This is a genomic window from Bradyrhizobium sp. LTSPM299 (assembly GCF_000938235.1).
GTDB lineage: Bacteria > Pseudomonadota > Alphaproteobacteria > Rhizobiales > Xanthobacteraceae > Bradyrhizobium.
Genome location: NZ_JYMU01000016.1, coordinates 120,265 through 142,999 on the forward strand (window position 1 = coordinate 120,265; position 22,735 = coordinate 142,999).

The 22,735-nt window shown below is 64.5% G+C and carries 22 protein-coding genes; 11 read left to right on the forward strand and 11 right to left on the reverse strand.

What is annotated here, in order from left to right; all coding sequences use genetic code 11:
* Nucleotides 1-10 precede the first annotated feature (10 nt).
* Nucleotides 11-865, reverse strand: coding sequence for a VOC family protein (locus tag UP10_RS11010; protein ID WP_044587367.1), 855 nt, complete (start codon nt 863-865; stop codon nt 11-13).
* A 75-nt stretch (nt 866-940) separates the two neighbouring features.
* Here UP10_RS11010 and UP10_RS11015 point away from each other — a divergent pair, with 75 nt between their 5' ends.
* Nucleotides 941-2,245, forward strand: a complete 1,305-nt coding sequence (locus UP10_RS11015) for an NAD(P)/FAD-dependent oxidoreductase (protein ID WP_197086780.1) — start codon at nt 941-943, stop codon at nt 2,243-2,245.
* On the opposite strand, the gene UP10_RS11020 is transcribed toward UP10_RS11015, so the two are convergent.
* From UP10_RS11020 to UP10_RS11035, 4 genes are all read right to left on the reverse strand, one after another.
* Nucleotides 2,242-3,867 carry an ABC transporter ATP-binding protein gene (locus tag UP10_RS11020; RefSeq protein WP_044587368.1) on the reverse strand — a complete coding sequence of 542 codons (1,626 nt, stop codon included), beginning with the start codon at nt 3,865-3,867 and terminating at the stop codon, nt 2,242-2,244. The two genes, UP10_RS11015 and UP10_RS11020, sit on opposite strands and share 4 nt — an antisense overlap.
* A complete protein-coding gene (locus UP10_RS11025) occupies nt 3,864-4,694 on the reverse strand; it encodes an ABC transporter permease (RefSeq protein ID WP_044587369.1) in 831 nt (276 codons plus the stop codon). The genes UP10_RS11020 and UP10_RS11025 overlap by 4 nt, the downstream gene beginning before the upstream one ends.
* A 1-nt stretch (nt 4,695) precedes the next feature.
* Nucleotides 4,696-5,673: an ABC transporter permease gene (locus UP10_RS11030; RefSeq protein ID WP_044587370.1), complete on the reverse strand. Its 978-nt coding sequence runs from the start codon at nt 5,671-5,673 to the stop codon at nt 4,696-4,698.
* 215 nt (nt 5,674-5,888) lie between these two features.
* Nucleotides 5,889-7,502: an ABC transporter substrate-binding protein gene (locus UP10_RS11035; RefSeq protein ID WP_044587371.1), complete on the reverse strand. Its 1,614-nt coding sequence runs from the start codon at nt 7,500-7,502 to the stop codon at nt 5,889-5,891.
* A gap of 421 nt (nt 7,503-7,923) precedes the next feature.
* Between UP10_RS11035 and UP10_RS11040 the strand changes: the two genes are divergently transcribed.
* Complete coding sequence (locus tag UP10_RS11040; RefSeq protein ID WP_044587372.1) at nt 7,924-8,223, forward strand: HU family DNA-binding protein; 300 nt, start codon at nt 7,924-7,926, stop codon at nt 8,221-8,223.
* A 69-nt stretch (nt 8,224-8,292) separates the two neighbouring features.
* Here the strand turns inward: UP10_RS11040 and UP10_RS11045 are convergent, their stop codons facing one another.
* Together UP10_RS11045 and UP10_RS11050 are read right to left on the reverse strand one after the other, a co-directional pair.
* Nucleotides 8,293-9,072, reverse strand: a complete 780-nt coding sequence (locus UP10_RS11045; RefSeq protein WP_044587373.1) for an SDR family oxidoreductase — start codon at nt 9,070-9,072, stop codon at nt 8,293-8,295.
* A gap of 292 nt (nt 9,073-9,364) precedes the next feature.
* Nucleotides 9,365-10,351, reverse strand: coding sequence for an ABC transporter substrate-binding protein (locus tag UP10_RS11050; protein WP_044587470.1), 987 nt, complete (start codon nt 10,349-10,351; stop codon nt 9,365-9,367).
* Nucleotides 10,352-10,500: 149 nt separating this feature from the next.
* Here UP10_RS11050 and UP10_RS44065 point away from each other — a divergent pair, with 149 nt between their 5' ends.
* The 9 genes from UP10_RS44065 to UP10_RS11090 all read left to right on the forward strand — a co-directional run bounded on the left by UP10_RS44065 (nt 10,501) and on the right by UP10_RS11090 (nt 19,477).
* Nucleotides 10,501-10,740: a hypothetical protein gene (locus tag UP10_RS44065; RefSeq protein WP_156179764.1), complete on the forward strand. Its 240-nt coding sequence runs from the start codon at nt 10,501-10,503 to the stop codon at nt 10,738-10,740.
* A gap of 73 nt (nt 10,741-10,813) precedes the next feature.
* A complete protein-coding gene (locus UP10_RS11055; RefSeq protein WP_044587374.1) occupies nt 10,814-11,908 on the forward strand; it encodes an ABC transporter substrate-binding protein in 1,095 nt (364 codons plus the stop codon).
* The gene (locus UP10_RS11060) at nt 11,886-12,902 is read left to right on the forward strand and encodes an ABC transporter permease (protein WP_044587375.1); all 1,017 of its coding nucleotides are present in this window, start codon (nt 11,886-11,888) and stop codon (nt 12,900-12,902) included. The genes UP10_RS11055 and UP10_RS11060 overlap by 23 nt, the downstream gene beginning before the upstream one ends.
* Nucleotides 12,896-13,705, forward strand: coding sequence for an ABC transporter ATP-binding protein (locus UP10_RS11065; protein WP_044587376.1), 810 nt, complete (start codon nt 12,896-12,898; stop codon nt 13,703-13,705). The genes UP10_RS11060 and UP10_RS11065 overlap by 7 nt, the downstream gene beginning before the upstream one ends.
* The gene (locus UP10_RS11070) at nt 13,699-14,871 is read left to right on the forward strand and encodes an acyl-CoA dehydrogenase family protein (protein ID WP_044587377.1); all 1,173 of its coding nucleotides are present in this window, start codon (nt 13,699-13,701) and stop codon (nt 14,869-14,871) included. The genes UP10_RS11065 and UP10_RS11070 overlap by 7 nt, the downstream gene beginning before the upstream one ends.
* A 32-nt stretch (nt 14,872-14,903) precedes the next feature.
* A complete protein-coding gene (locus UP10_RS11075) occupies nt 14,904-15,998 on the forward strand; it encodes an LLM class flavin-dependent oxidoreductase (protein ID WP_044587378.1) in 1,095 nt (364 codons plus the stop codon).
* Nucleotides 15,995-16,936, forward strand: coding sequence for an ABC transporter substrate-binding protein (locus tag UP10_RS11080; protein ID WP_044587379.1), 942 nt, complete (start codon nt 15,995-15,997; stop codon nt 16,934-16,936). Before UP10_RS11075 ends, UP10_RS11080 begins: the two co-directional genes overlap by 4 nt.
* A 239-nt stretch (nt 16,937-17,175) precedes the next feature.
* Nucleotides 17,176-18,021, forward strand: coding sequence for a CmcJ/NvfI family oxidoreductase (locus UP10_RS11085; protein WP_044587380.1), 846 nt, complete (start codon nt 17,176-17,178; stop codon nt 18,019-18,021).
* Nucleotides 18,022-18,232: 211 nt separating this feature from the next.
* Nucleotides 18,233-19,477: an MFS transporter gene (locus tag UP10_RS11090; protein ID WP_044587381.1), complete on the forward strand. Its 1,245-nt coding sequence runs from the start codon at nt 18,233-18,235 to the stop codon at nt 19,475-19,477.
* Between the two features lie 4 nt (nt 19,478-19,481).
* Here UP10_RS11090 and UP10_RS11095 read toward each other — a convergent pair whose 3' ends face one another.
* Genes UP10_RS11095 through UP10_RS11110 form a run of 4 tightly spaced genes read right to left on the reverse strand, consistent with a single transcriptional unit; the run spans nt 19,482 to nt 22,712 of the window.
* On the reverse strand, nt 19,482-20,246 hold the full coding sequence (locus tag UP10_RS11095; protein WP_044587382.1) for an anti-sigma factor family protein: 765 nt from the start codon (nt 20,244-20,246) through the stop codon (nt 19,482-19,484).
* Complete coding sequence (locus UP10_RS11100) at nt 20,243-20,773, reverse strand: RNA polymerase sigma factor (protein WP_044587383.1); 531 nt, start codon at nt 20,771-20,773, stop codon at nt 20,243-20,245. The genes UP10_RS11095 and UP10_RS11100 overlap by 4 nt, the downstream gene beginning before the upstream one ends.
* A complete protein-coding gene (locus tag UP10_RS11105; RefSeq protein ID WP_044587384.1) occupies nt 20,770-22,227 on the reverse strand; it encodes a YncE family protein in 1,458 nt (485 codons plus the stop codon). Before UP10_RS11105 ends, UP10_RS11100 begins: the two co-directional genes overlap by 4 nt.
* Nucleotides 22,227-22,712 carry a DUF305 domain-containing protein gene (locus tag UP10_RS11110; RefSeq protein WP_044587385.1) on the reverse strand — a complete coding sequence of 162 codons (486 nt, stop codon included), beginning with the start codon at nt 22,710-22,712 and terminating at the stop codon, nt 22,227-22,229. Before UP10_RS11110 ends, UP10_RS11105 begins: the two co-directional genes overlap by 1 nt.
* Nucleotides 22,713-22,735 lie beyond the last annotated feature (23 nt).

A 22,735-nucleotide genomic window follows, 5' to 3' on the forward strand; every position in this document is an offset into this window, starting at 1 on the left:
GTGATGGCAGCTATGCCTTGACGAAAGCGAGCAGGGTGCCGTTGCCGGCGGCCGGCGGCACGCAGATGCTGCTGCCGCTCTTCACGCCGGTCGCGCCCAGCGCCTTCTCCGTTGCGGCAAGATCGGCCGCGATCACAAGGCCCGCGCCGCCGCGATCGGGCAGGCCGGCCAACGACACGCCGGGATAGCGCTTGCCGAGCTGGTCCTTGGTCAGGAACACGAAGTCGGCGCGGTCCCCGCCCGATGGGACGGCGATGGCGCCATCGGCGTCGTTCCTCGTCGCGTTGTCGATCATCTTTGACAGCTGCGCGGCATCGGCTGCCGGCTCCGGCGAGACGATCAACACCTGCTTGAGGCGTTTTGCCCCATTGGCGTGCGTCATCAACTCGGGAATCCACACCGTCTCGCGCGTCTTGTGCTGGCAGGCGAAGATGCGGACGCCGCCGGGCGCTTCCGCGGTCGGCCACTGGAAGGTGCGGAATTTCGCCGCGGAGATCGTGCCGTTGGGCAGCGTCACGGGGCGCTCGAAATCGGTCGGTCCAACAGGCGTGTAGCCGCGCGCGCGAATCTCCTCGGCGCCGGCGGCGGAATCCACTGCGGTGAACGCGATCCGCTCGATGCCTTCGCCGCGACTCTCCAGAGAGGCGCGCGCCGGCGCATTGTGTTCGGTCGGCGTCAGCACGCCGAGCAATTCCATATAATCAGGGTCGAACATGATGGTGTAATTGCCCGATCCCATATGCGCGCTGTGGGTGCCGCGCGGCGACACGGTGAAGCCGAGCCGCTTGTAATTCTCGGCCGCCTTGTCGAGGTCCTTGACCATGACCACGGCGTGGTCGATTCCGATGACGTTCTTGAGTGCCACTTGCAGTCTTTCCCGGGCTTGAATGTAGGATTAAAGCTAACCAGAACGAACAGGCGCCTGCAAGAAAGGATCACGATGAGCAGCAATGCCGTACGCTGGCCCAATTCTCTCTGGGCCGCGGCGACGCCGCCTGGTCCCGATTGTCCCGAATTGACCGGTGCGCAACAGGCCGATGTCGTCATCATCGGCGGCGGCTTTACTGGTCTTTCGACGGCGCTGCATCTGCGCGAGGCCAATGTCGATGTCGCGATCGTCGAGGCCGCCGAGCCGGGCTGGGGTGCATCGGGCCGCAACAATGGGCAGGTGATTCCGACGCTGTCACGGCCGGACCCAGAGGACATTATCGCCAAACACGGCGCAGCCGGCGAACGCTTCGTCACGATGCTGCGCGATAGCGCCTCTATCCTGTTCGAGATCGTCAAACGCTACAACATCGAAGCCGAACAGGAGCAGGTTGGCTGGGTGCAGCCGGTGCATTCGCCGGGCCGCATCAAGATCGCGGAGCGGCGGGTGCGGCAATGGTCGAAATTCGGCGCGCCGGTCGAATTGCTGTCGCGCGACCAGACGAGGGACATGCTCGGCTCGGATGCATGGTACGGCGGCTTCTGGAACAGGACCGGCGGCCACATCAATCCGCTGGCGCTCGCGCGGGGTCTCGCGCACACCGTGCTCGGCCTCGGCGCGCGCATCTACGCCCGTTCGCCCGCGCTCAGTTTCGAACGCCGCGGCGACCGCTGGGTGGTGAAGACCGAGAACGGCGAGATTTCCGGCCGCGCGCTTGTGGTCGCGACCAATGCCTATAGCGGCGAGTTTGCAAAGTCGCTGGTGCCCGATATTGCGAACGAAGTGATGCCGGTGCTGTCCTGGCAGATGGCGACGCAGCCGCTCTCAGACAATGTCCGCAAGACCATCATCCCCGGCCGGCAGGCGATGTCGGATACCCATGGCGAGCTCTATTTCGCCCGCTACGACGCGCGCAATCGGCTCGTCACCGGCGGCGCCGTGATCGGGCCCGGCGACAAGCCCGCGCGGCTGAAGGCGCGGGTGACCGAGCGGCTGCAGCGGATATGGCCGCAGATCGGCGACGTCTCGTTCGATTATGTCTGGAACGGCTATGTCGGCATGACCACCGACTTCCTGCCGCGCATTCACCGGCTCGGACCCAATGCCTATGGCTGGACCGGCTGCAATGGCCGTGCGGTGGCGCTGACGATGCCGCTCGGCCGGGAGCTGGCGAAGGCGGTGCAAGGTGTGCCGGAGAACGAGCTCGCACTGCCCTTCACCGAGCCGGTCACGATTCCCGCGCATGGCCTGATGCGCAAGCTCGCGCCGCTGATGCTGCTGCTCTATCGCCGCCGCGATGCGCGGGAGATCGCCTAGACGACCAAAGCATCCCGCTTGCGGGTGAAATCACCGCCGGGAATCGCAGACAGCAGCGCCTGCGTGTAGGGATGCTGCGGATTGCCGAACACGTCCGCGGTCGGCCCTTGCTCGACCACGGCGCCATCCTTCATGACGGCGACGAGATCGCAGATCTGGGCTGCGACACGCAGATCATGCGTGATGAAGATGATGGAGAGGCCGAGCTGCTGCCGCAGGTCGGCGAGCAGCTTCAGGACCTGCGCCTGCACCGAGACGTCGAGCGCGGAGACCGGCTCGTCGGCGACCAGCACATCCGGTTTCAGCGCGAGCGCCCGCGCCAGCCCGATGCGCTGGCGCTGCCCGCCGGAGAATTCGTGCGGGAAGCGATCGCCGCCCGACGGATCGAGCCCGACCAGTTCGAACAGCTTCTTCGCCTCCGCGATCGCAACAGCACGATCGGTGCCATGCACGATCGGTCCTTGCGCCACCAGTTCCGCCGCCTTGCGGCGCGGGTTGAGCGAGGCGAAGGGATCCTGGAATACCATCTGGATATGGCGGGTCTCGCGGCGAATCTGTTCGCGCGTCAGCTTTGCCCAGTCCTTGCCGTCGAGTAGGATCGCGCCGGCGTCAGGATCGATCAGCCGCACAATGCAGCGCGCGAGCGTCGACTTGCCCGAACCGGATTCACCGACAATTCCGAGCGTCGCGCCGCGCGGCAAATGCAGCGAGACGTTCTTCACGGCTTCGGTGACCCGCGCGCCGCGGCCCAGGAAACCGCCGGTGCGGTAGGTCTTGGAGACGTTGTCGATGGTCAGAATGCTCTTGCCGGAAATGATACGCGGCGGCGGCGCCTTCAGCGGCGGAACGGCAGCGATCAGCTGTTTGGTATAGGCGGCTTGCGGATCGTTCAGCACCTTGTCGGTCGTGCCTTGTTCCACGATCACGCCGTGCTGCATCACCGCGACGCGGTCGGCGATCTCGGCGACCACGCCGAAGTCGTGGGTGATGAACAGCACCGCGGTCTTCTTGCGCTGCTGCAGGTCTCGAATCAGCTTCAGGATTTGCGCCTGCGTCGTGACGTCGAGCGCGGTGGTTGGCTCATCCGCGATCAACAGTTTTGGGTCGAGCGCCAGCGCCATCGCGATCATGGCGCGCTGGCGCTGGCCGCCGGAGAGTTCGTGCGGATAGGCTTTTGCGGCGGCCGTAGGGTCCGGAATCCGGACATCCTCGAGCAGCGCCAGCACCCGCGCCGCGATCTCGGCCTTCGAACATTTTGTGTGGATCGAAAACATCTCGCCGATCTGGTCGCCGATGCTGCGCAGCGGATTGAGCGCGGTCATCGGCTCCTGGAAGATCATCGCGATGGAGGCACCGCGCACCTTGCGCATCTCGGTTGCATCGGCCGCGCAGAGGTCGATTCCGTCGAACAGCATCCGGCCCTGTTCGATTCTGACTTCGTTCGGCAACAGCCGCATGATGGCGTTGGCCATCATCGATTTGCCCGAGCCGGACTCGCCGACCACGCAGAGGATCTCGTTCGAGGCGATCGAGAGCGAGACATCCGACAGCGCGTGCGGCCGATCGGCGCCCTTGGGCAGGCGCACCGTCAGCCTGTCGAGCGAAAGCACAGAATCGTTCATCGGCTCTTCAGCCGCGGATTGAGCGCGTCATTCAATCCCTGTCCGACCAGTGACACCGCGAGCACGGTGACGAGGATCGCAACCCCGGGGATCGCCGAGACGTACCACTGCACCCGCAACACATCGCGGCCGAGCCCGATCAGATTGCCCCAGGAGGCGACGTTGGGATCGGACAGCTTCAGGAAGGCGAGCGCGCTTTCCAGCAGGATCGCGACCGCCATCACCACACTGGCATAGACGATCACGGGCGGCAGCGCGTTGGGCAGGATCTCACCGAGGATAAGCTGGATGTCTCGCATGCCGAGCGTCCTGCCGGCCTGCACGAATTCGCGGTTGCGCAGCGACAGGAACTCGGCGCGGGTCAGCCGGGCCGGCGCCGGCCACGACACCACGCCGACTGCGATCGTCACCGTGGTCAGGGTCGAGCCGAACACGGCGACCAGCACCAGCAGCAGCACGAAGTTCGGCAAGGTCTGAAAGGCTTCGGTGATCCGCATCAGCACATTGTCGATCCAGCCGCCGTAATAACCGGCGAAGGCGCCGACCAGGATGCCGATCAGGATCGCGATCAATGTGGCGACGCCGCCGATCAGCAGCGAAATCCGCGCGCCGTAGAAAATCTGCGCGGCGATATCGCGCCCCGAATTATCGGTGCCGAGCAGGAAGCGCGGGTTGGAGAACGGCCAGACCAGCGGCCGGCCGGCCAGCGCCAGCGGATCGCGCGGATAGAGCAAGCCCGCGCTGACAGCCATCGCGATCACAAGCAGCAGCAGGATCAGGCCGATCACCGCCGCGGGGCTGCGGAAGTAGCGTTTCACCGCGTCCATCTCAGCCCTCCGCCGCGATGCGGGGGTCGAGCCGCGCGTAGAGCAGGTCGACGACGAAATTCACGGATATGACGAGCAGGGCGGAGACGAACACGATGCCCAGCAGCGTATTGAGGTCGCGCTGCACCACCGACTCATAGGCGAGGCGCCCGAGGCCGGGCAGCGAGAACACGCTTTCCACCACGACCGAGCCGCCGAGCATGGTGCCGGCCTGCAGGCCGATCAGCGTCACCATCGGCAACAGCGCGTTGCGCAGCACGTGGCGGGTGATGATTCGGGTCTCGTCCAGTCCCTTGGCGCGGGCGGTTCTGATAAAATCGAGGTTCAGGACCTCCAGCATCGAGGCACGCATGATCCGCAGGTAGATCGCAAGGAAGATCAGGCCGAGCGTCAGCGTCGGCAGCAGGAGATGCGCCGCGATATCGAAGACGTGCCAGATGCCGGTCCTGATGGTGCCGATGTCCTCGAAGCCGCCCGGCGGCAGCCACTGTAGATAGACCGAGAACACCACGATCGCCATCAGCCCGAACCAGAACGACGGCGTGGCGTAGAAGACCAGGCCGAGCGTCGAGATCAGCGTATCCGGCCAGCGGTTGACGCCGCGCGCGGCGATCACGCCGAACAACAGTCCGAAGAAGAACGCAAACGAAAGTGACGCCGTCATTAAGAGAATAGTCGGCGGCAGCCGCTCCAGGATCACGGTCGCGACCGGCTTGCCGTAGATCGAGGAGAAGCCGAGATCGAGCCGCACCAGCCGCCAGAGATAATTGGCGAGCTGCGCCGGAACCGAGAGATCGAGCCCGTAGAACTGGCGCAGCTCCTTTGCGGTCGCGGCATCGCCGCCGCCCATCTGCGCCATCAGCGCGTCGACGGTGTCGCCCGGCGCCAGCTGCAACAGCAGGAACACGCCGATCAGGATCAGGAACAGGGTCGGAATCGAGGCGGCCAACCGCCGCCCCGCAAGGCTCAGGATACGCATGCGTTATCTATAGCGGTTTCGGATGGAGTGGACACTGGTGTGCGTCGACGCTGGCCTCTTGGTCACCTCGCCCCGCTTGCGGGGGGAGGTCGGATCGCATCGCAAGATGCGATCCGGGTGAGGGGGTACAGGCCTATCGATAGAGTAATATTGCGGAGAGAGCCCCTCACCCCGACCCTCTCCCCGTGAAGAACGGGGAGAGGGAGGAGTGGCCCTCACGCGCTCAGCCAAAGATCGTGCCAGCTCGATGAACCCCAGCGCGGGGTGTTGGAGTGGTTGCGCGCTTTCGCCGTGATCACGGTGACGAAGATCTGTTCGATCGGCATCCAGACCGGCAGCTCCGTGTTCACCTCCTTGACGAACTCGGCATAGAGCGCCTTGCGCTTGACCGGATCGACTTCGGTGGCGGCGTCGTCGATCGTCTTGTCGACGGTGTTGTCTTCCCAACCCCACTGGTTGGTCCATGGCGCGCCCTTCGGCTGGCCGGAGCGGTACCACACCGTGGTCGAGACCGCGGGATCGTTGCGGTACTGGTGCCAGCCGGTGGCGAGATCGAAGGCGTGCTCGTCATAGACCTGCTTGAGGAAGCCGCCGCCGTCATTGCGCACGATGTCGACCTGGATACCGACCTCCGAGAGCGACTGCTGGATGAAAGTCGACCACAGCGAGATGTCCTCGCCCCACGGCGCCGGCAGCAGCTTTAGCGAGAAGCGGTTGCCGCCAGTGGCCTTGAAGCCGGCCTCATCCAGCAGCGCGATCGCCTTGGCCTTGTCGTAGGGGTATTGCGGCGTGTTGGCGCCGGGGTAGAAGTCGGCCGAGGTCGAGGGGATCGGCCCAGTGCCGAGCTTGGCGAAATCGCCGAGGAAGTTGTCGATGAAGAACGGCACGTTGATCGCATGCGCGATGGCGCGGCGGACCCGGATGTCCGACAGCTCCTTGCGGCGGAAGTTGAATTCGATGGTGTTGGTGCGGGCGTTGCCTTCATTGCCCTTGGTCGTGACGATGAAGCGCTTGTCCTTTGCCAGCCGTCCCATGTCGGAGATGGTGAGCGAGGAGAACGGGCTGTAATGCAGTTCGCCGGCCTCCATCTGCGTCGCCGCGGCGGCGCGATCGGTGATCACCTTCCAGACGATGCGGTCGAGATAGGGCGCATTCGGCCGCCAGTAATCGGGATTGCGATCGGCGATGACATATTGCCCGCGCTCGTACTTCACGAATTTGAACGGGCCGGTGCCGACCGGAGCAAGGTTGACTGGGTTCTGCCTGATGTCGCCGCTCTCGTAGAGATGCTTGGCCGAGATATAACCGAGGTCGGGCAGGGCGCGCAGCAACAGGTTGAGCGGCATCGGGCGCTCGTAGCGGAAGATCGCGGTCTGCGGATCGGGCGTGTCGACGGCGGTCAGGAACAGCTGCAGCGTCGATCCGTAATTGAGGATCTTCTTCCACATGTTCATGGCGGTGAAGGCGACGTCGTCTGACGTGAACGGCTTGCCGTCGTGCCAGGTGACGCCCTTGCGCAGCTTGAAGGTGACCGTCTTGCCGTCAGGTGCAGCCTCCCAACTCTCGGCGAGCACGCCGACCGGCTGGCCGTTGGCGTCGAGGTCGACCAGGTTTTCCTGGATTTTGCCGCCGATGATGTAGACGCCGGTCGAGGCCTGGATGCTCGGGTTGAGCTGGCGTTGCTCGGCTGGATATTGGACGTTGAACACGCCGCCTTTGCGCGGGGTCTCCTGCGCAAAGGCCCGCATCGGATTGATGACGCTGGCCGCGATGGCGGCCGAGGTCAAAAGGGCCGTGCGGCGGTTGATCTCGAGGCGGGTCAAATCCATACGCGGGGTCTCCAAAGCTCACATCGGATAGCCCGGGCTGGTCGCGGCGGGCTTTGGCCGATGTTACGATGGAACGGGAACCTGAGTCATTTTCTAATGTCTCAGCCTTTCGGAAGATCATTTCCGAAATCTGAAGTGGCGTCGCAGCTCTCCGCAACTCGAATTGGCCTCCAGCGTTTCCGTGCATTGACGCGGTGCACAGTGTGCCGTGTGATTCTCTGCGATGCCCTTTGGCAGCCGCTCGGAAGCGTACAAACCCTGTTATTTTAGGGCTTCCAGGCACCTTGACTTAAAGAAACCCGGGAAAACTCGCTGATTCGGGTGCTGTCCACAGCGATATTGCTGTGTGGAGTGCAGAAAACCCTATTATTCCCGGCGTTTTCCGCCATATCGTGCGCACTCCAGAATCAATGGAGCAACCATGGCTACCCAATTGTCGAAGTCGCAAGTGATCGAGAAGATCGCGACCACCACCGAACTTTCCAAGCGTGACGTCAAGGGCGTGTTGGACACGCTCGTCGATGTCGGCCACAAGGAGCTGAAGAAGAGCGGGGTTTTCCTCGTCCCCGGCTTCGCCAAGTTCGTCGTGGTCAAGAAGCCTGCGACCAAGGCGCGCAAGGGCACCAACCCCTTCACGGGCGAAGAGATGATGTTCAAGGCCAAGCCGGCCCGGAAGATCGTCCGCGCACGGCCGGTCAAGGCCGCCAAGGACGCGGTTTAAGACTAGAAAGGCCTCCGGTGACGGAGGCCTTTTGCTTTTGGGCCTGCGGCTTCCCGCCGTAGCTTGCCCCTAAACCACCGGCGATCGGCCGCCATCGACATTGATGGCGGTGCCGGTGATGTAGGAGCCCTGCTCGGAAGCCAGGAAGCAGGCGAGGTTGGCGAACTCCTCCGCCGTGCCGATGCGGCCGAGCGGTGTCCCCTTGGCGAGATTCTTGGCGAACTCGCCGAAATCCATGCCGGGCGACTGCGCCGCGTGGCGCTTCACCCACTGATCGCTCATGATCAGGCCGACCAAGAGCGCATTCACCAGGATATTGTGCTCGCCGCCTTCGTTCGCCATCACCTTGGTCAGCGCCATGCCGGCGGCGCGTGACACCGAGGTCGGCGCGGAATTGCCGGCCGGTGCCTTCGCGAAGGTGTTGAGCACGTTGATGATGCGGCCCCATTTGCGCTGCTTCATCCCGCCCCAGACCAGCCGGCTGAAGCGGATCGCGGCGAACAGCTTCAGATCGAAATCCTCCTGCCAGGCCTCGTCGCTGATGTTCTCGAACGCCAGCGTGCGCGCCGTGCCGGCGTTGTTGACCAGCACGTCGATCTTGCCGAGATCGGCGACAATCCGGTCGTGGGTCTCGGCAATGGCGGCGGCCTTCGAGACGTCGCAGACGTAGTCGCGCACGACCAGCCCGTCCTTTGCCAATGTTTCGCGCGCGGCCGCGAGGTCGGCCGCACCGCGGGCGAGGATCGCCACCTTGGCGCCGGACTCGGCAAACCGCCGCGCCACCGCGATCCCGATGCCCTTGCTGCCGCCGGTGACCACGGCGACGCGGTCGTTCATTGTGAGGTTCATTGTTGTTCTCCCTGGGACGATCGGGAGAAGGCTATCAAACCGACAGCGCGACCAACAAGGTCATGCAGAGCAGGTGTGCTGCGACGATCAGAGCGAGATGGAGCGGACCGGACATCAGATGTCTCCGTTGTGGTGCGCGGTCCGTTGATCGCCTCATCGTCATGGCCGGGCATAGCCGTCCGAAGGACGGCGTCGCTTCCGCTCGCCTATGCCCGGCCATCCACGTCTTGCTGTCCGCGGAACAAAGGCGTGGATGCCCGGGACGAGCCCGGGCATGACGAAAACCACGGCGCTAGTTCGAATTGGCCGCGGCGGTAAAGCTGGGGTCGACGGCTTTGTCGACATTGAGCGTCTTGGACAGGATGCCGTACCGGGTTGCGCGGTCGGAGGCCGCCTGCACCTCTTTCACCACGGTCTCATCGATCGCGATCGGGCTGCCCTTTGCCGCAGTGTAGGCGGCGAGTAGCACGTCCTCCGGCAGCTTGGTCAATTCGGCGGTGTTCTTGGCGTATTGGGGAATATGGTCGAGCGACCACAGCCATGCCTTGTTCAGCCGCTGCACGAGATCCTGTACCGCGGCGCGCTTGGTCGCGATCGCGTTGTCGGAGGCGACGATGAAGGTGATGGTCGGCGTCAGGCCTGCGCCATCGGCGATGACGCGCGCGTCGTCCTTCAGCTTGGCGTAGGAGACGTAGGGCTCCCACACCGCCCAGCCGTCGATCGAGCCGGCGAGCAGCGCGATCTTGGCGTCGACCGGGCCGAGCGGCGCGAACGTCGCATCCTCGACCTTGTAGCCCGATTTCTCCAACGTAGCATCGATCAGGAACTGGCCCCAGCCGCCACGGGTGCCGGCAAGGCGCTTGCCCTTGAGATCGGCCGCGGTCTTGATCGGCGAGTCCGCACGCACCAGGATCGCCTGCGTTCGTGCGTCGGACCGCGTGCCACCGATTGCCTTGATCGGAGCACCAGCGGCGTAGACCGTGAGGAAGGCGAGATCGCCGGTATAGCCGACGTCGAGCGCGCCGGCGTTGAGCGCTTCGAGGATCGGCGCTGCGGCCGGGAATTCCGCCCACTCGATCGTGTAGGGGAGGTCCTTGGCGAGACCTGAAATCTCCAGCAGCGAGCGGTTGCCGCCCTTCTGGTCGCCGACGTGCAGCACGATCGCGTCAGCGGCGATGGCTGCGACCGATGTCGACAGGGTGACCGCGGCCGCGATCAGCGCCGCGGCCGTGCGGCGCGTGAGGAAGTGGGGAGAACTCGGGCGGGTCGGTCTGCGCATGTCCATTTTCTTTCTGATTCATTCGCCGCAGCGTGGGAAACGCGTCGAGTCTATGATCAACCTGTTCGCCGTCAACGAAACGGAAAACTGAATTCCCGGGTTGCGCAGCAAGGACTCATTCGTCAGAAGGCGCGTTCGTAGAAGGTGTCGTGCATGCGGACGAAAAACGCTCAAATGCCGTGCATTCGATGCCGGCCGGTTTCGCCACTGCACCCGACCGCGCTGAAAATCGTTTCATCGTCGCGCGCGGCGATCGGGGAGATAACGCCTTTCGCGCGCGTTACTTTCGAAATTCCATTTCATTGACGATGAAGCCATCGCGCCGCATCATTTGGATGTTGCTGAGGGTGCAGTGGCGCCGGAGAGATCCGATTTTTTCTCGAACATGAGCTTCACCGCGGGGCGCGCAAACGGAGACGTTCTGTGCGTGCGGCGAAGCTTCGCCGAAATGCAGGAGTGACGATGTCGACGGACAACAAGAAGACGGTGATGGATCGCCGCACATTGCTGCGCGCGGGAGCCGCCGCAGCATTCGCCGCACCGATCGGGGCCTTTGGCGCGCAAGCCTTCTCGGCGCGCGGCCCGGTGCCGGCGATCGACTTCTCGGAATTTCCGATCTGCAAGACGGCCTCCGATGCGCCGCCGCTATCAGGCGCTCCGCGCAAACTGAAATTGTCGTGGAATGCCGGCGCCGTCTGCCTCGCGCCGCTGCCGGTCGCGATCGATTATGGCTTCTTCCAGAAGCAGAACCTCGACGTCGAACTGGTCAATTATTCCGGCTCGACCGACCAGCTGCTGGAGGCGATCGCCACCGGCAAGAGCGACGCCGGTCTCGGCATGGCGCTGCGCTGGCTCAAGCCGCTGGAGCAGGGCTTTGACGTCAAGATCGCCGCGGGCACCCATGGCGGCTGCATGCGGGTGCTGACTCGCGGCACTTCCGGTGTCGAGAAGCTCGCCGATCTCAAAGGCAAGGCCGTCGCGGTCGGCGATCTCGCCGGGCCCGACAAGAACTTCTTCTCGATCCAGTTGTCCAAGCTCGGCATCGACCCGGTCAAGGATGTCGACTGGCGCGCCTATCCCGGCAATCTGCTGAACGTCGCGGTCGAGAAGGGTGAGGTACAGGCCTTCCTGTCGTCCGATCCGCTGGCCTATCTCTGGCTCAAGGACCCGCAGTACAAGGAGGTCGCCTCCAACCTCGACGGCGAATACAAGGACAAGAGCTGCTGCATCGTCGGTCTGCGCGGCAGTTTGGTACGGGAAGAACCCCATGTCGCGTGCGCCATCACCCAGGCGCTGCTCGACGCAGCGATGTTCACTTCGCAGAACCCGGACAAGGCCGCAAAGTCGTTCCAGCCCTATGCGCCGAAGACGGCGAGCCTCGCCGATCTCGAGGCGATGGCGCGCTACCACACCCATCACCATCACCCGGTCGGCGAGGTTCTGAAGCGCGAGCTGAAGGGTTACGCCGATGACCTGAAATCGGTCTCGGTGTTCAAACAGAGCACCGATACGGCCAAATTCGCGGAGCGGATCTATGTCGACGTATTCAGTGTCTGACGCGACGGCCGCAGCCGCGCCGCGCGGTTCGGTCAGGCTTGCGAACCTCTCCGGCGGCTACAGTGTCGGCCTTGCGGCGAGCCTCGCCTGGCTCGCCTTCGGGTTGTCATCGCTGTACTGGCCCGATCTCGGCGATTGGTCGCGGACGGACTCGCTCGGCATCGGCGCCATCGTTATCGCCGCCTTCGTCCTGTTCGGCACGCTCAGTGCCGACTATCTCGGCGGCGCCGGCGAGGCATTGCGCAAACGCGCGCCCTGGCTGGTCGCGCTCGGCGCGTTCCTGACACTGTGGGAAGTCGCCACCGCAAAATTCGCCTGGCTGCCGCTGCCGTTCTTCCCGCCGCCGCAGTCGATCCTCGAAGTCTATACCGACGACCTGCCAAAGCTGCTCGACAGCGTGTTCGCCTCGGTCAAGCTGCAGCTCGGCGGATACATCATTGGGGCAACCGTCGGCTTTCTCACCGGCGTCTCGATCGGCTGGTCGCAGAAGATCGGCTACTGGGTGCATCCGGTGCTGCGCTTCATCGGCCCGCTGCCGGCCACCGCCTGGTTGCCGATCGCCTTCTTCTCCTTTCCGTCGAGCTGGAGTGCCTCGACCTTCCTGATCGCGCTCGCCACCGGCTTTCCGGTGACCGTGCTGACCTGGTCGGGCGTCGCGAGCGTCAGCAACGCCTATTACGATGTCGCGCGCACGCTCGGCGCCAAGCCATCGTTCCTGGTGCTGAAGGTCGCGATCCCGGCCGCGCTGCCGCATGTGTTCGTCGGCCTGTTCATGGGGCTCGGCGCGTCCTTTGCCGTGCTCGTCGTCGCCGAGATGATCGGCGTCAAGGCCGGCCTCGGCTGGTACCTGCAATGGGCGCAGGGCTGGGCGGCTTATTCCAACATGTACGCTGCGCTGATCGTGATGTCGCTGCTGTGCTCCGGCGCGATCACGCTGCTGTTCCGCACCCGCGACCGCCTGCTGGTCTGGCAGAAGGGCGTCGTCAAATGGTAGCGCAAGCCACCGCCCAAGCCACGGCAGAGGCGATCACCTATCCCGCGGTCGGCGCCGCGCTCGACATTGAGGGCGTCAGCCATGCCTTCGACATCGATGGCGCCGTGCTTCCGGTGCTCGACAATGTGAACCTGGCGATTGCGCCCGGCGAATTCGTAGCCCTGCTCGGCCCGTCCGGCTGCGGCAAGTCGACCCTGCTGCGGCTGGTTGCCGGGCTGGAGAAGCCGCGCGCCGGCGCGCTGCGCGAGGATGAGGTCCGCATCACCGGGCCGCATCCCTCGCGGGTCGTCGTGTTCCAGGATCCGACGCTGTTTCCGTGGCGCTCGGTCTGGGACAATGCGGCGCTCGGGCCGGAGGCGCAGGGCATTTTGAAGACGCATCGGCACCGGGTCGATGCGGTGCTCGAACTGGTCGGCTTGACGTCGTTCCGCAACGCCTATCCGCATCAGCTGTCCGGCGGCATGGCACAGCGTGTGGCGCTGGCGCGTGCGCTGGTGAACGATCCGAAAATCCTCGTGCTCGACGAACCACTCGGCAAGCTCGACTCGCTGACGCGGATTGCGATGCAGGCCGAACTCGTTTCGTTGTGGCAGCGCAAGGGTTTTACCGCGCTGCTGGTCACCCATGACGTCGAGGAGGCGCTGGTGCTCGCCAACCGCGTCATCGTGCTCTCCGATCGCCCGGCGCGCATCACGGCCGATATCGCGGTCGATCGGCCCTATCCGCGGCATCGCGGCGATCCCTATCTCGCCGGGCTGCGCAAACAAATCCTCGGCCTGCTCGGACTGGAGGCGACATGGTGACGACAGCCGCTAAGGAGCTGCTACATGCGAGTGAGCCCGAGCACATTGCGCGCGCCCTTCGGCTCGCGGATGCCTTCGCCGCGCGTGCACCCGCGCATGACCGCGACGCCAGCTTTCCCTTCGAGAATTTTGCTGATCTTTCGCGCGAAGGGCTGCTGGCGCTGACCGTGCCGGCGGCGCTCGGCGGGGGCGGGGCGGGCGCCCGCGAGGCCGCACGCGTTCTCGGCATCATCGGCAAGGCCGATCCATCGACCGCCCTGGTGCTGTCGATGCATTACATCCAGCATCTGGTGATGGCCCGCAGCACGCGGTGGCCTAGCCGTCTGTCGCGCAAGCTCGCGAAGGAGACGGTTGAGGGTGTGGCACTGGTCAATGCATTGCGGGTCGAGCCCGAACTCGGTTCGCCCGCGCGCGGCGGGTTGCCGGCGACGATAGCGCGGCGCACCGAGACCGGTTGGCGGCTGAGCGGCAAGAAGATCTATTCGACCGGCGCGCCGATCCTGAAATGGTACACGGTCTGGGCCAAGACCGACGAAGCCGAGACGCGTGTCGGACTGTTTCTGGTTCCGGCCGGATTGCCGGGAACGCAGATCGTCGAGACCTGGGATCACCTCGGCCTGCGCGCCAGCGGCAGCCACACCGTGACCTTCGACGACGTCGTGTTTCCACTGGATTACGAAATCGACGTCCGCAAGCCCGACGACTGGAAGGTTCCCGATTTCGTGCACAGCGTCGTGCACACCATCTTCGTGGCTGCGATCTATGACGGCATCGCCCGCGCGGCGCGCGACTGGCTGGTCAAATTCCTGAAGGAGCGGGTGCCGGCCAATCTCGGCGCGCCGCTGGCGACGCTGCCGCGCGTGCAGGAGGTGGTCGGCGGTATCGAGACGCGGCTGGCCGTCAATGCGCGGCTGATCGACAGCTTTGCGACCGATTTCGATAACGGCTTCCAGCTCTCTCCAAACGAGTCTAACATCATCAAGCTGACGGTGACCAATAACGCCGTCAAAGCGGTGGAGGATGCCTTGTCGCTGACCAGCAATCACGGCCTGTCGCGAACCAATCCGCTGGAGCGGCATTACCGCGACGTGCTGTGCGGCCGCGTCCATACCCCGCAAGACGATGCCACCCGTATCTCCGCCGGACGCCTTGCGCTGGGCGTCTGATAACAACAGTCAACGAAACCGGAGTTTCTGCCATGTCCGTCGAGTTCATCGGCTTCATCGCCAACAGCAATTCTTCCGAGACCGTCGTGCGTTCCGGCCCGGTGCTCGATCCGCCCTTCATCGAGACCGTCGCGAAAGCCCATGAACTCGCGGGCTTCGACCGCGCGCTGCTGGCGTTCCATTCGACCACGCCCGATGCGCTGCAGGTTGCGCAGCATGTGCTGACCATCACCAAATCGCTGAAGGTGATGATCGCGCAGCGTCCGGGATTCACCGCGCCGACGCTGCTGGCGCGCCAGCTCGCGACGCTGGATCAGTTCTATGGCGGCCGCGTCTCGCTTCACGTCATCACCGGCGGCAATGCCATCGAGCTGCGCCAGGACGGCAACACGCTCGACGACAAGGACGAGCGCTACGCCCGCACCAGCGAATTCCTCGATGTTGTCAGGCTGGAATGGACCAGCGAGAAGCCGTTCAACTATACCGGCAAGTATTACAACGTCGAGAACGGTTTCTCGACGGTCAAGCCGCAGCAGAAGGGCGGCGTCTACACCTTCGTCGGCGGCGGCTCGGACGCGGCGATCGAGGTCGCGGGCAAGCACGCGGACACCTTCGCGCTGTGGGGTGAATCCTACGCCCAGGTGCGCGATGTCACCGCGCGGGTGCGCGCCGCAGCCGCCAAACATGGCCGGCCGACACCGCGCTTCAGCCTGTCGGTGCGGCCGATCCTGGCCGACACCGAGGAAAAGGCGTGGAAGAAGGCCGACGAGATCCTCGAGCGCGCCACCGCGTTGCAGGACCAGACCGGCTACCGCCGACCCAACCACGCCACCGATGGCGCCAAGCGCCTGCTGGCGCTGGCCGACCAGGGCACCCGCATCGACAAGCGGCTGTGGACCGAAATTGCAAAACTCACCGGCGCCAACAGCAACACCACAGCGCTGGTCGGCACACCCGAGCAGGTCGCGGAAGTGTTCGGCGACTATTACGACCTCGGCGTCAGCCACTTCCTGATCCGCGGCTTCGATCCGCTGGTCGATGCCATCGAGTATGGCCGCGAGCTGATCCCGCTGACCCGCAAGCTGATCGCCGCGCGGGACGAGCAGCGCGGGATTGCTGCCGAATGATCCGTCTCATTGTCGCGGCGGCGCTTGCGCTCGCCGCAATCGACGTTGCCGCCGCGCAGACCACATTGCGCGTCGGCGACCAGAAGGGCAATTCGCAGGCCGCGATGGAAGCGGCCGGCGTGCTCAAGGACGTCCCTTACAAGATCGAGTGGAAAGAGTTCGCCGCGGCGGCGCCGCTGCTGGAGGCGCTGGGGGCAGGTGCGATCGACACCGGGCTGGTCGGAGACGCGCCGTTCACCTTTGCCGCCGCCGCCAACGTGCCGGTCAAGGCGATCGCTGCCGTCAGGCAGTCGGGCGAGGGGCTCGCGATCGTGGTGCCCGAGAAGTCCGCGATCAAAAGCTTCGATGATCTGCGCGGCAAGAAGATCGCGACCGGCCGCGGCTCGATCGGCCATCAGCTGATCCTCGCCGCGCTCGAACAGCGAGGATGGCAGGCCAGCGACGTGCAGATCGTGTACCTCGCGCCGTCGGATGCCAAGGTGGCCTATTCGCAAGGCTCGGTCGACGCGTGGTCGACCTGGGAGCCTTACGTCAGCCAGGAGGAGGTGCTGTTCAAGTCGCGCCGCGTCATCACGGCCGACGGCATCACGCCCGGCCTCGGCTTCCAGGTGGCGACGCCTAATGCGATCAGGGACAAGCGCGCCGAGCTCGAGGATTTCGTGCGCCGGCTGGCCGCCGCGCGTGCCTGGTCGCAGGGCAATGTCGAGAGCTACGCCGCGACCTGGGGGAAGCTGATGAACATTCCGCCTGCGGTACCGCTGAATTGGTTGGCGCGGGCCAAGATCCGGATTGTTCCGATCGACGATGGCGTGGTGGCCGATGAGCAGAAGACCATCGATCTCTACGACCGCTGGGGCCTGATCCGGCAAAAGGTCAACGCCGCTGATATCGTGGATCGCTCGTTCGCCGACGCGGTCGTCAAGGGCGCGGGGCTTTAGCGCGGCCGCATAGGCGGTGCGCTCCCTCCCCCGCAAGCGGGAGAGGTGAAGACAACCCTCGCCGCTAACGAATCCGTGATCTCAGGATATCCGTTCGACGGGCGAGTGGCGCCTAGCAAGAATTTTCCCCGTTCCTTGCCTTGCGAAACCGCAACGTTGCTATTTTCTCCGCGCCCTTGCCGGCCCCTCCCGCACCGCCAAAATGAAACATCACGAACAATCGAGTCCGGGAGATCACCATGGGCCTTCAAGAAACTCGCATCGAGTCGCTGCCGTTCGTTACCGCTGAACTCAACTACCTCGCGCCGACGCCGGGAAAACCCCGGACCTACGCCTTCGATCCGCCACCCGGCGAACCCAGATCGACCGCGCTGCCTGAATCCCACAACGTCCCGATCTTCGACGGACGGCTGATCGCCAAGGATTTCTCGCTCGATCGCGAGGGCTTTGCGCTCGTCAGGCACCCGACCGCCGTCAAGGATTTCTATGACGACAAGGAAGTCCGCAGCGTCTATTACCCGGCCGTCGAAGCCTTCCTGAAGGCGACGCTGAAGGCAGACCGCGTCCTCATCTTCGATCATACCGTGCGCAAGCGTGTCGACGGCGCCGCCGATCTCCGTGGCGCCGGGCCGCGCCAGCCGGCGACCCGTGTCCATGTCGACCAGACCGACATCTCCGGCCGCAACCGCGTGTTCGAGCACCTGCCTGACGAGGCCGAGGAGTTGGTGAAAGGCCGCGTCCAGGTGATCAATCTGTGGCGGCCGATCCGCGGGCCCTTGCGAGATTCACCGCTGGCGATGGCCGACGGCACGACAATTGAGCCCGGCGATCTCGTCGCCTCCGACCTGATCTATCCGAACCGCAGCGGCGAGACCTATTCGGTGAAGTACAACCCGAACCATCGCTGGTTCTACATCCCGGAGATGACGCCGGACGAGGCGATCCTGCTCAAATGCTACGACTCGGCAACCGATGGCCGCACACGCTTTGGGCCGCACACGGCTTTCATCGATCCGACGACGCCGGCCGATGCGGCGCCGCGCGAAAGCATCGAGCTGCGGACGCTGGTGTTTCACAAGAGGTAAAGTCACCTCGCCCCGCTTGCGGGGAGAGGTCGGAATTCAAGCACAGCTTGAATTCCGGGTGAGGGGGTACAGGTCCATCCACGCACTACGCTCGCGGAAGCAGCCCCTCACCCAACCCTCTCCCCGTAAGAACGGGGAGAGGGCTCTAGATTGGCACCATCAGCCCAATAATGTTACGCCGACCACAAAGCGCTCAGGGAAGAGACGATTCGTGGACGGCGGAACGGCAACTGAAGATGCGGGGATCAATCTCCGCGCACTGATTTTTGCGCTGCTGGCATTGGCGTGCGGCCATATGCTGTCGACGCTGCTGCGGACGATCCCGGCGATCAGCCTCGACCTGATGGCGCATGATTTCGGCACCTCGCCGCAGGCGCTGGCGAGCCTCACCTCGATCTATCACTTCTCTTTTGCCGCGGCTCAGGTTCCGGTTGGCGCCGCGATGGATCGCTTCGGCGTGCGCCCGGTGTCGCTGAGCCTGTTGGCCGGAACCGTGGTCGGAACGCTGGTCTCGGGGCTTGCGGTCGGGCCGGCGAGCTTCGTGCTTGGTCAGTTTCTGCTCGGCGTCGCCACCTCGGGTATGTTGATGTGCCCGATGACGCTCGCGGCCAAGCAGATGTCGGCGGCGAAGTTCGGCCTGTGGTCCGGGATGATCCTGTCGATCGGCAATATCGGCATGCTGCTGTCGTCGAGCCCGCTCGCGTTCGTCGTCGACCAGTTCGGCTGGCGCGCCGGCTTCTGGATATCGGCCGGATTCGGTGTTGCCGTGCTGATCGCAGTGTTCGCGCTGGTGCCGCGGCAGCCCGCTGCGCATGCGGATGAGTCCTCACCGCTGCAGCAGATGACCGAGGTGCTGCGGCTCGGCCTGTCGCGCGGCCTGCGCGGGCTGATCGCACTGTCGATGGTGTCGCTTGGCGCTTCGCTGGCGTTGCGCGGCTTGTGGGGCGGGCCATGGCTGATGGATGTGAAAGGCCTCAGCCGCATCGAGGCCGGCAATTTGCTCGGCCTGTTCACGCTGGCGATGATCGCAGGGCCAATCTGTATCGGCGCCTTCGATCGCAAATTCGGTCATCGTCGCACCACGGTGGCGGCGGCACACGCGCTTGCCGCGCTGCTGCTCGCGCTGATGGCGGCCGGCGCGCCGCATCTTCCGGTCTCCAACCTGTTCGGCGTCGCCGTGATGCCGCGGCAATATGATCTCGTGCTGCTGATCCTGATTGGGCTCACGACCTCGGCGCAACCGCTGATCTTCGGCATGACGCGGCAGCTGGTCGACGCCCAGAACACCGGCAAGGCACTCTCGGCGGTCAATCTCGCCTTTTTCCTCGGCACGGCCTTGATGCAATCGATCACGGCCGGCGTCGCGGCGCTGTTCGGACTGCCGGCGGTGTTGTTGTTCATGGCGGGCGCGCTGGTGATCGGGACCGTGCTGTTCCTGATCTACACCAAGGCCTGAGTATCTAGATCGTCTGCACCTGTTTGCGAACCTCGTTGGCAAGCGGTCTCAGGGATCCGGCTGCTGGTGGCCCCACGAGGCTATAGCCTATGCCATCGTCAGCCCATGAGAAGCCGGCGACGCCGTCGCCTGACAGCGGCACCATCGGCGCGTTCTGATCTGACGTCATCGGGCGCGTCAGGACGACAAGCCGATCGCCCCGATCGTCGTCATACATGAACATGGCCGCGGGACCGTGCGCGGTCGGCACCACGCGTCCGCCCATGAAGCGATACCCTGACCTCGTCAGGTCAGGCAGCTTGACCGGCTGACGCAGCCGGCTGGAGACCCAATCAGCGAGTTCGGTGCTGTCGCGCAGCTCGACCGGCCGGGTGCGATCGGAGGCATAGACATTGTAGGACGCACTTGCCTCTTCGGCGAGCGCGGCAAGTCCGCCCGCCGGTACCGACGCCGCGCCACGGATCACCCATCCACCGAGACCGCCGATCGAGAGCAGCAGCATCGCCGCGATTGCCCAGCGGAATGACGAGGGGCGGCGTCGCCGGTTCTCGATCATCCTTGCAAGATTGAGCTGCGGCGGCAGCGGCTCCTCGGCAATCGGCGCCAGCGTCGAACGCAACCAGGAGCGCTGGTCGGAGAAAGCAGCGACACGCTTTGCCACGTCCGGATGGCTTTCCAGATAGGCGGCGACCTCGGCCGCGCGTTCGGGCTCGAGGGCATGGTCGACATAGCCGTGCAGATCGTCTTCCGTGATCGGGCGATTGCTCATGGTTTGCTCCGCAACTGCACCACGTTCCCCATTGGGTTGTCCGCGGGCTTCTCGATTTCCTGCTGCAACCGCTCGCGTGCCCGAGACAGTCGCGACATCACGGTGCCGACGGGAATGTTGAGCGCCTTGGCGGCCTCGGCATAGGTCAGGTCTTCGACGGCGATCAGCAGCAGCACGGCGCGTTGCTCGTCGGGAAGCCTGGCAAGTTTGCTGAGTGCTTCCTGATAGATCATCGTCTGTTCCTGCACCGCGTTCTGTCCGATCTCATGCTCGTGCGCCTCGTCGATGGTGACGTGTTGGCCGCGCGTCGCGGTGCGACGAAACTGGTTGATGGCCAGATTGTGCAGGATCGCGAACAGCCAGGACCGGAGATTGCCGTCCTCGCGGCGTTGGTCCCAGCGACTGACGGCGCGCTCCAGGCAGTCCTGCACCAGATCGTCGGCGGCCGCATGATTGCGGACCAGCGCGCGCGCATAGCGGCGCAACGCTGGGATCACCGGCTCGATCCGATGCAGCATGTCGCTCACGGCGTTTGGACCTGCACCGCTGCGCCGAACTTTGACGGCTCGCCGGGAGCAATGACGAGGTAGCGCCGTTCGGCCTTGGTCGCGCTTTGCACGATCTGCCGGATCGGCCCTGTCGCATCGACGATCGCGGAGCCCGCAGGGTTGGTCATGAAGGCTGCCAGCGGCTGCACCGTGCCGCTGCCGTCGGCCTTGTCGGCCAGCGCAAGGACATAACGCTGCTTCGGCTCGAGGCCGGTGACGGAGGCCTGCAGAACCTGAATCAGGCCTTGATCGAACAGCGACACGCTGGTCGGCGGCTTGTCGCCTTTTGTCTGCTTCTTCGGTGCAAGCGCGAGATGGGCGACCTGGCCGGCGACGCCGAGGGGTTGCAGATTCGCCCGGTCGTCCGGATTGGGAGCGGCTTCGGGCACATAGGCGATCGCCTGCGGCGCCTGGCCGATTGGGATGTTGGCAATCACCCTGTTGGTGGCGGTGTCGATCGCGGCGAGCGCGTCGGCATTCTCCAGCCCGACATAGACCCGCGTGCCGTCACCGGATGGCCAGACCGCATGTGGCAGGTTGCCCACGGGAATGGTGGTTACTTGCGAGAAATCGTCGGTCCTGAAAACCTTGACCTCGTTGGTGCCGCCGATGGTCACGTAAGCGAAGGTTCCCTTGGACGTCTTCGCGAAATTGACGTGATTGGTGATCGGGCCGGTGTCGATGGTCTTGATCGGGTTGAACGGCGGCTTGGCGTTGAACACCTGGGTCTTGCCGGTGTCCTTCAGCGTGAACCACACCTGCTCGCCATCGGGCGTGGCCGCGATGTTCGGGCAGAACGGGCTCTCCTGCTTCACTTTTGCGACGATCTGGTGATCGGCAACCGAGACCACGTCGGTCTCCGGATTGAAGGAGGAGCAGATGTAGCCGTATTTCCCGTCGGGAGAGAAGATTTGCATGCCGGGGCCGGGCGGCACCTCGATGCGCATCGTTTCCTTGAAACTCGCCGCGTCGATCACCGAGATGTAGTTCTCGCCGCGCACGGTGACCCAGACCTCCTTGCCGTCGGGCGTGAAGAAGGCCTCATGCGGTGAACGCCCGACATAGGTGACGTGCTTGACCGAATTTGTCGTTGTGTCGATGAAGCTCACCGAATTGGAGCCGATCGAGACGACGGCCAGGGTGTGGTGATCAGGCGAATAGCCCATGCCGTGAACCAGCACCTGCCCCTTGTAGAGCGGGCTGAAATTGCCCGGCTGCGGATCGCCCAACCTGATGACGCCGAGCAGTTTGTTGTCGACGGGATCGGTGACCGACACGGTGTTCGAGAACTGCTCTGCCGCATAGACGCGGTCGTGATGGCTGATCGGAATATCGGATGAGGCGGCGGCACCGGGCGCCTGGCCCGCGAAGGCCGATGTCGATATCGCGATCACGGTTGTGGCCAGCAGGCCCTTGAGAAATTGGCTATTCATCACTTGGTCTCCAGCATCTTCATGTCGTGGGACATGTTCATGTGATCGTGGGTGGCGATAGCTGGAGTGGCTTGAGTCGGGGCGGGCACTGATGCCGTGACCTGTTCGCCGATCGCGAGCTTCATCGCCGCGATCTCCTGCATCTGGTCGACGATGATCTCCTGCGCGATGCGGCGGAGTTGTTCGTTCTTGCCGTAGCGGAGCTCGATCACGGCCATGTCGATCGCACCCTGGTGGTGCGGCGTCATCATCGCGACGAAGTCGCGGTCGATGTCACCGCTTGGCTTGGCGGCCATGTCGTTCATCATCCTGGTCATCGCCGTGTCGTTCTCGGCGAGGAACGCCTTTTCATCGGCCGTCGGCGCGGTCTGGGCCGACGGATGCGTTTCCTGTGCGAGCACGACCGGAGAGAAAGCAAAGGCAAGCAAGACACGCATGGCGAGTAGCGCGGCACCGATGCCGGATCTGAAAAGTCGCGGAATCATTAGGTTCACCCTGATTGTCGGGG

What these genes read in the sequence shown, in the direction of transcription:
- UP10_RS11015 (WP_197086780.1), top strand. Translation starts at nt 941, where the DNA reads ATGAGCAGCAATGCCGTACGCTGGCCCAATTCTCTCTGGGCCGCGGCG.
- UP10_RS11020 (WP_044587368.1), bottom strand. Translation starts at nt 3,867, where the DNA reads ATGAACGATTCTGTGCTTTCGCTCGACAGGCTGACGGTGCGCCTGCCC.
- UP10_RS11025 (WP_044587369.1), bottom strand. Translation starts at nt 4,694, where the DNA reads ATGGACGCGGTGAAACGCTACTTCCGCAGCCCCGCGGCGGTGATCGGC.
- UP10_RS11030 (WP_044587370.1), bottom strand. Translation starts at nt 5,673, where the DNA reads ATGCGTATCCTGAGCCTTGCGGGGCGGCGGTTGGCCGCCTCGATTCCG.
- UP10_RS11035 (WP_044587371.1), bottom strand. Translation starts at nt 7,502, where the DNA reads ATGGATTTGACCCGCCTCGAGATCAACCGCCGCACGGCCCTTTTGACC.
- UP10_RS11040 (WP_044587372.1), top strand. Translation starts at nt 7,924, where the DNA reads ATGGCTACCCAATTGTCGAAGTCGCAAGTGATCGAGAAGATCGCGACC.
- UP10_RS11045 (WP_044587373.1), bottom strand. Translation starts at nt 9,072, where the DNA reads ATGAACCTCACAATGAACGACCGCGTCGCCGTGGTCACCGGCGGCAGC.
- UP10_RS11050 (WP_044587470.1), bottom strand. Translation starts at nt 10,351, where the DNA reads ATGCGCAGACCGACCCGCCCGAGTTCTCCCCACTTCCTCACGCGCCGC.
- UP10_RS11055 (WP_044587374.1), top strand. Translation starts at nt 10,814, where the DNA reads ATGTCGACGGACAACAAGAAGACGGTGATGGATCGCCGCACATTGCTG.
- UP10_RS11060 (WP_044587375.1), top strand. Translation starts at nt 11,886, where the DNA reads ATGTCGACGTATTCAGTGTCTGACGCGACGGCCGCAGCCGCGCCGCGC.
- UP10_RS11065 (WP_044587376.1), top strand. Translation starts at nt 12,896, where the DNA reads ATGGTAGCGCAAGCCACCGCCCAAGCCACGGCAGAGGCGATCACCTAT.
- UP10_RS11070 (WP_044587377.1), top strand. Translation starts at nt 13,699, where the DNA reads ATGGTGACGACAGCCGCTAAGGAGCTGCTACATGCGAGTGAGCCCGAG.
- UP10_RS11075 (WP_044587378.1), top strand. Translation starts at nt 14,904, where the DNA reads ATGTCCGTCGAGTTCATCGGCTTCATCGCCAACAGCAATTCTTCCGAG.
- UP10_RS11080 (WP_044587379.1), top strand. Translation starts at nt 15,995, where the DNA reads ATGATCCGTCTCATTGTCGCGGCGGCGCTTGCGCTCGCCGCAATCGAC.
- UP10_RS11085 (WP_044587380.1), top strand. Translation starts at nt 17,176, where the DNA reads ATGGGCCTTCAAGAAACTCGCATCGAGTCGCTGCCGTTCGTTACCGCT.
- UP10_RS11095 (WP_044587382.1), bottom strand. Translation starts at nt 20,246, where the DNA reads ATGAGCAATCGCCCGATCACGGAAGACGATCTGCACGGCTATGTCGAC.
- UP10_RS11105 (WP_044587384.1), bottom strand. Translation starts at nt 22,227, where the DNA reads ATGAATAGCCAATTTCTCAAGGGCCTGCTGGCCACAACCGTGATCGCG.
- UP10_RS11110 (WP_044587385.1), bottom strand. Translation starts at nt 22,712, where the DNA reads ATGATTCCGCGACTTTTCAGATCCGGCATCGGTGCCGCGCTACTCGCC.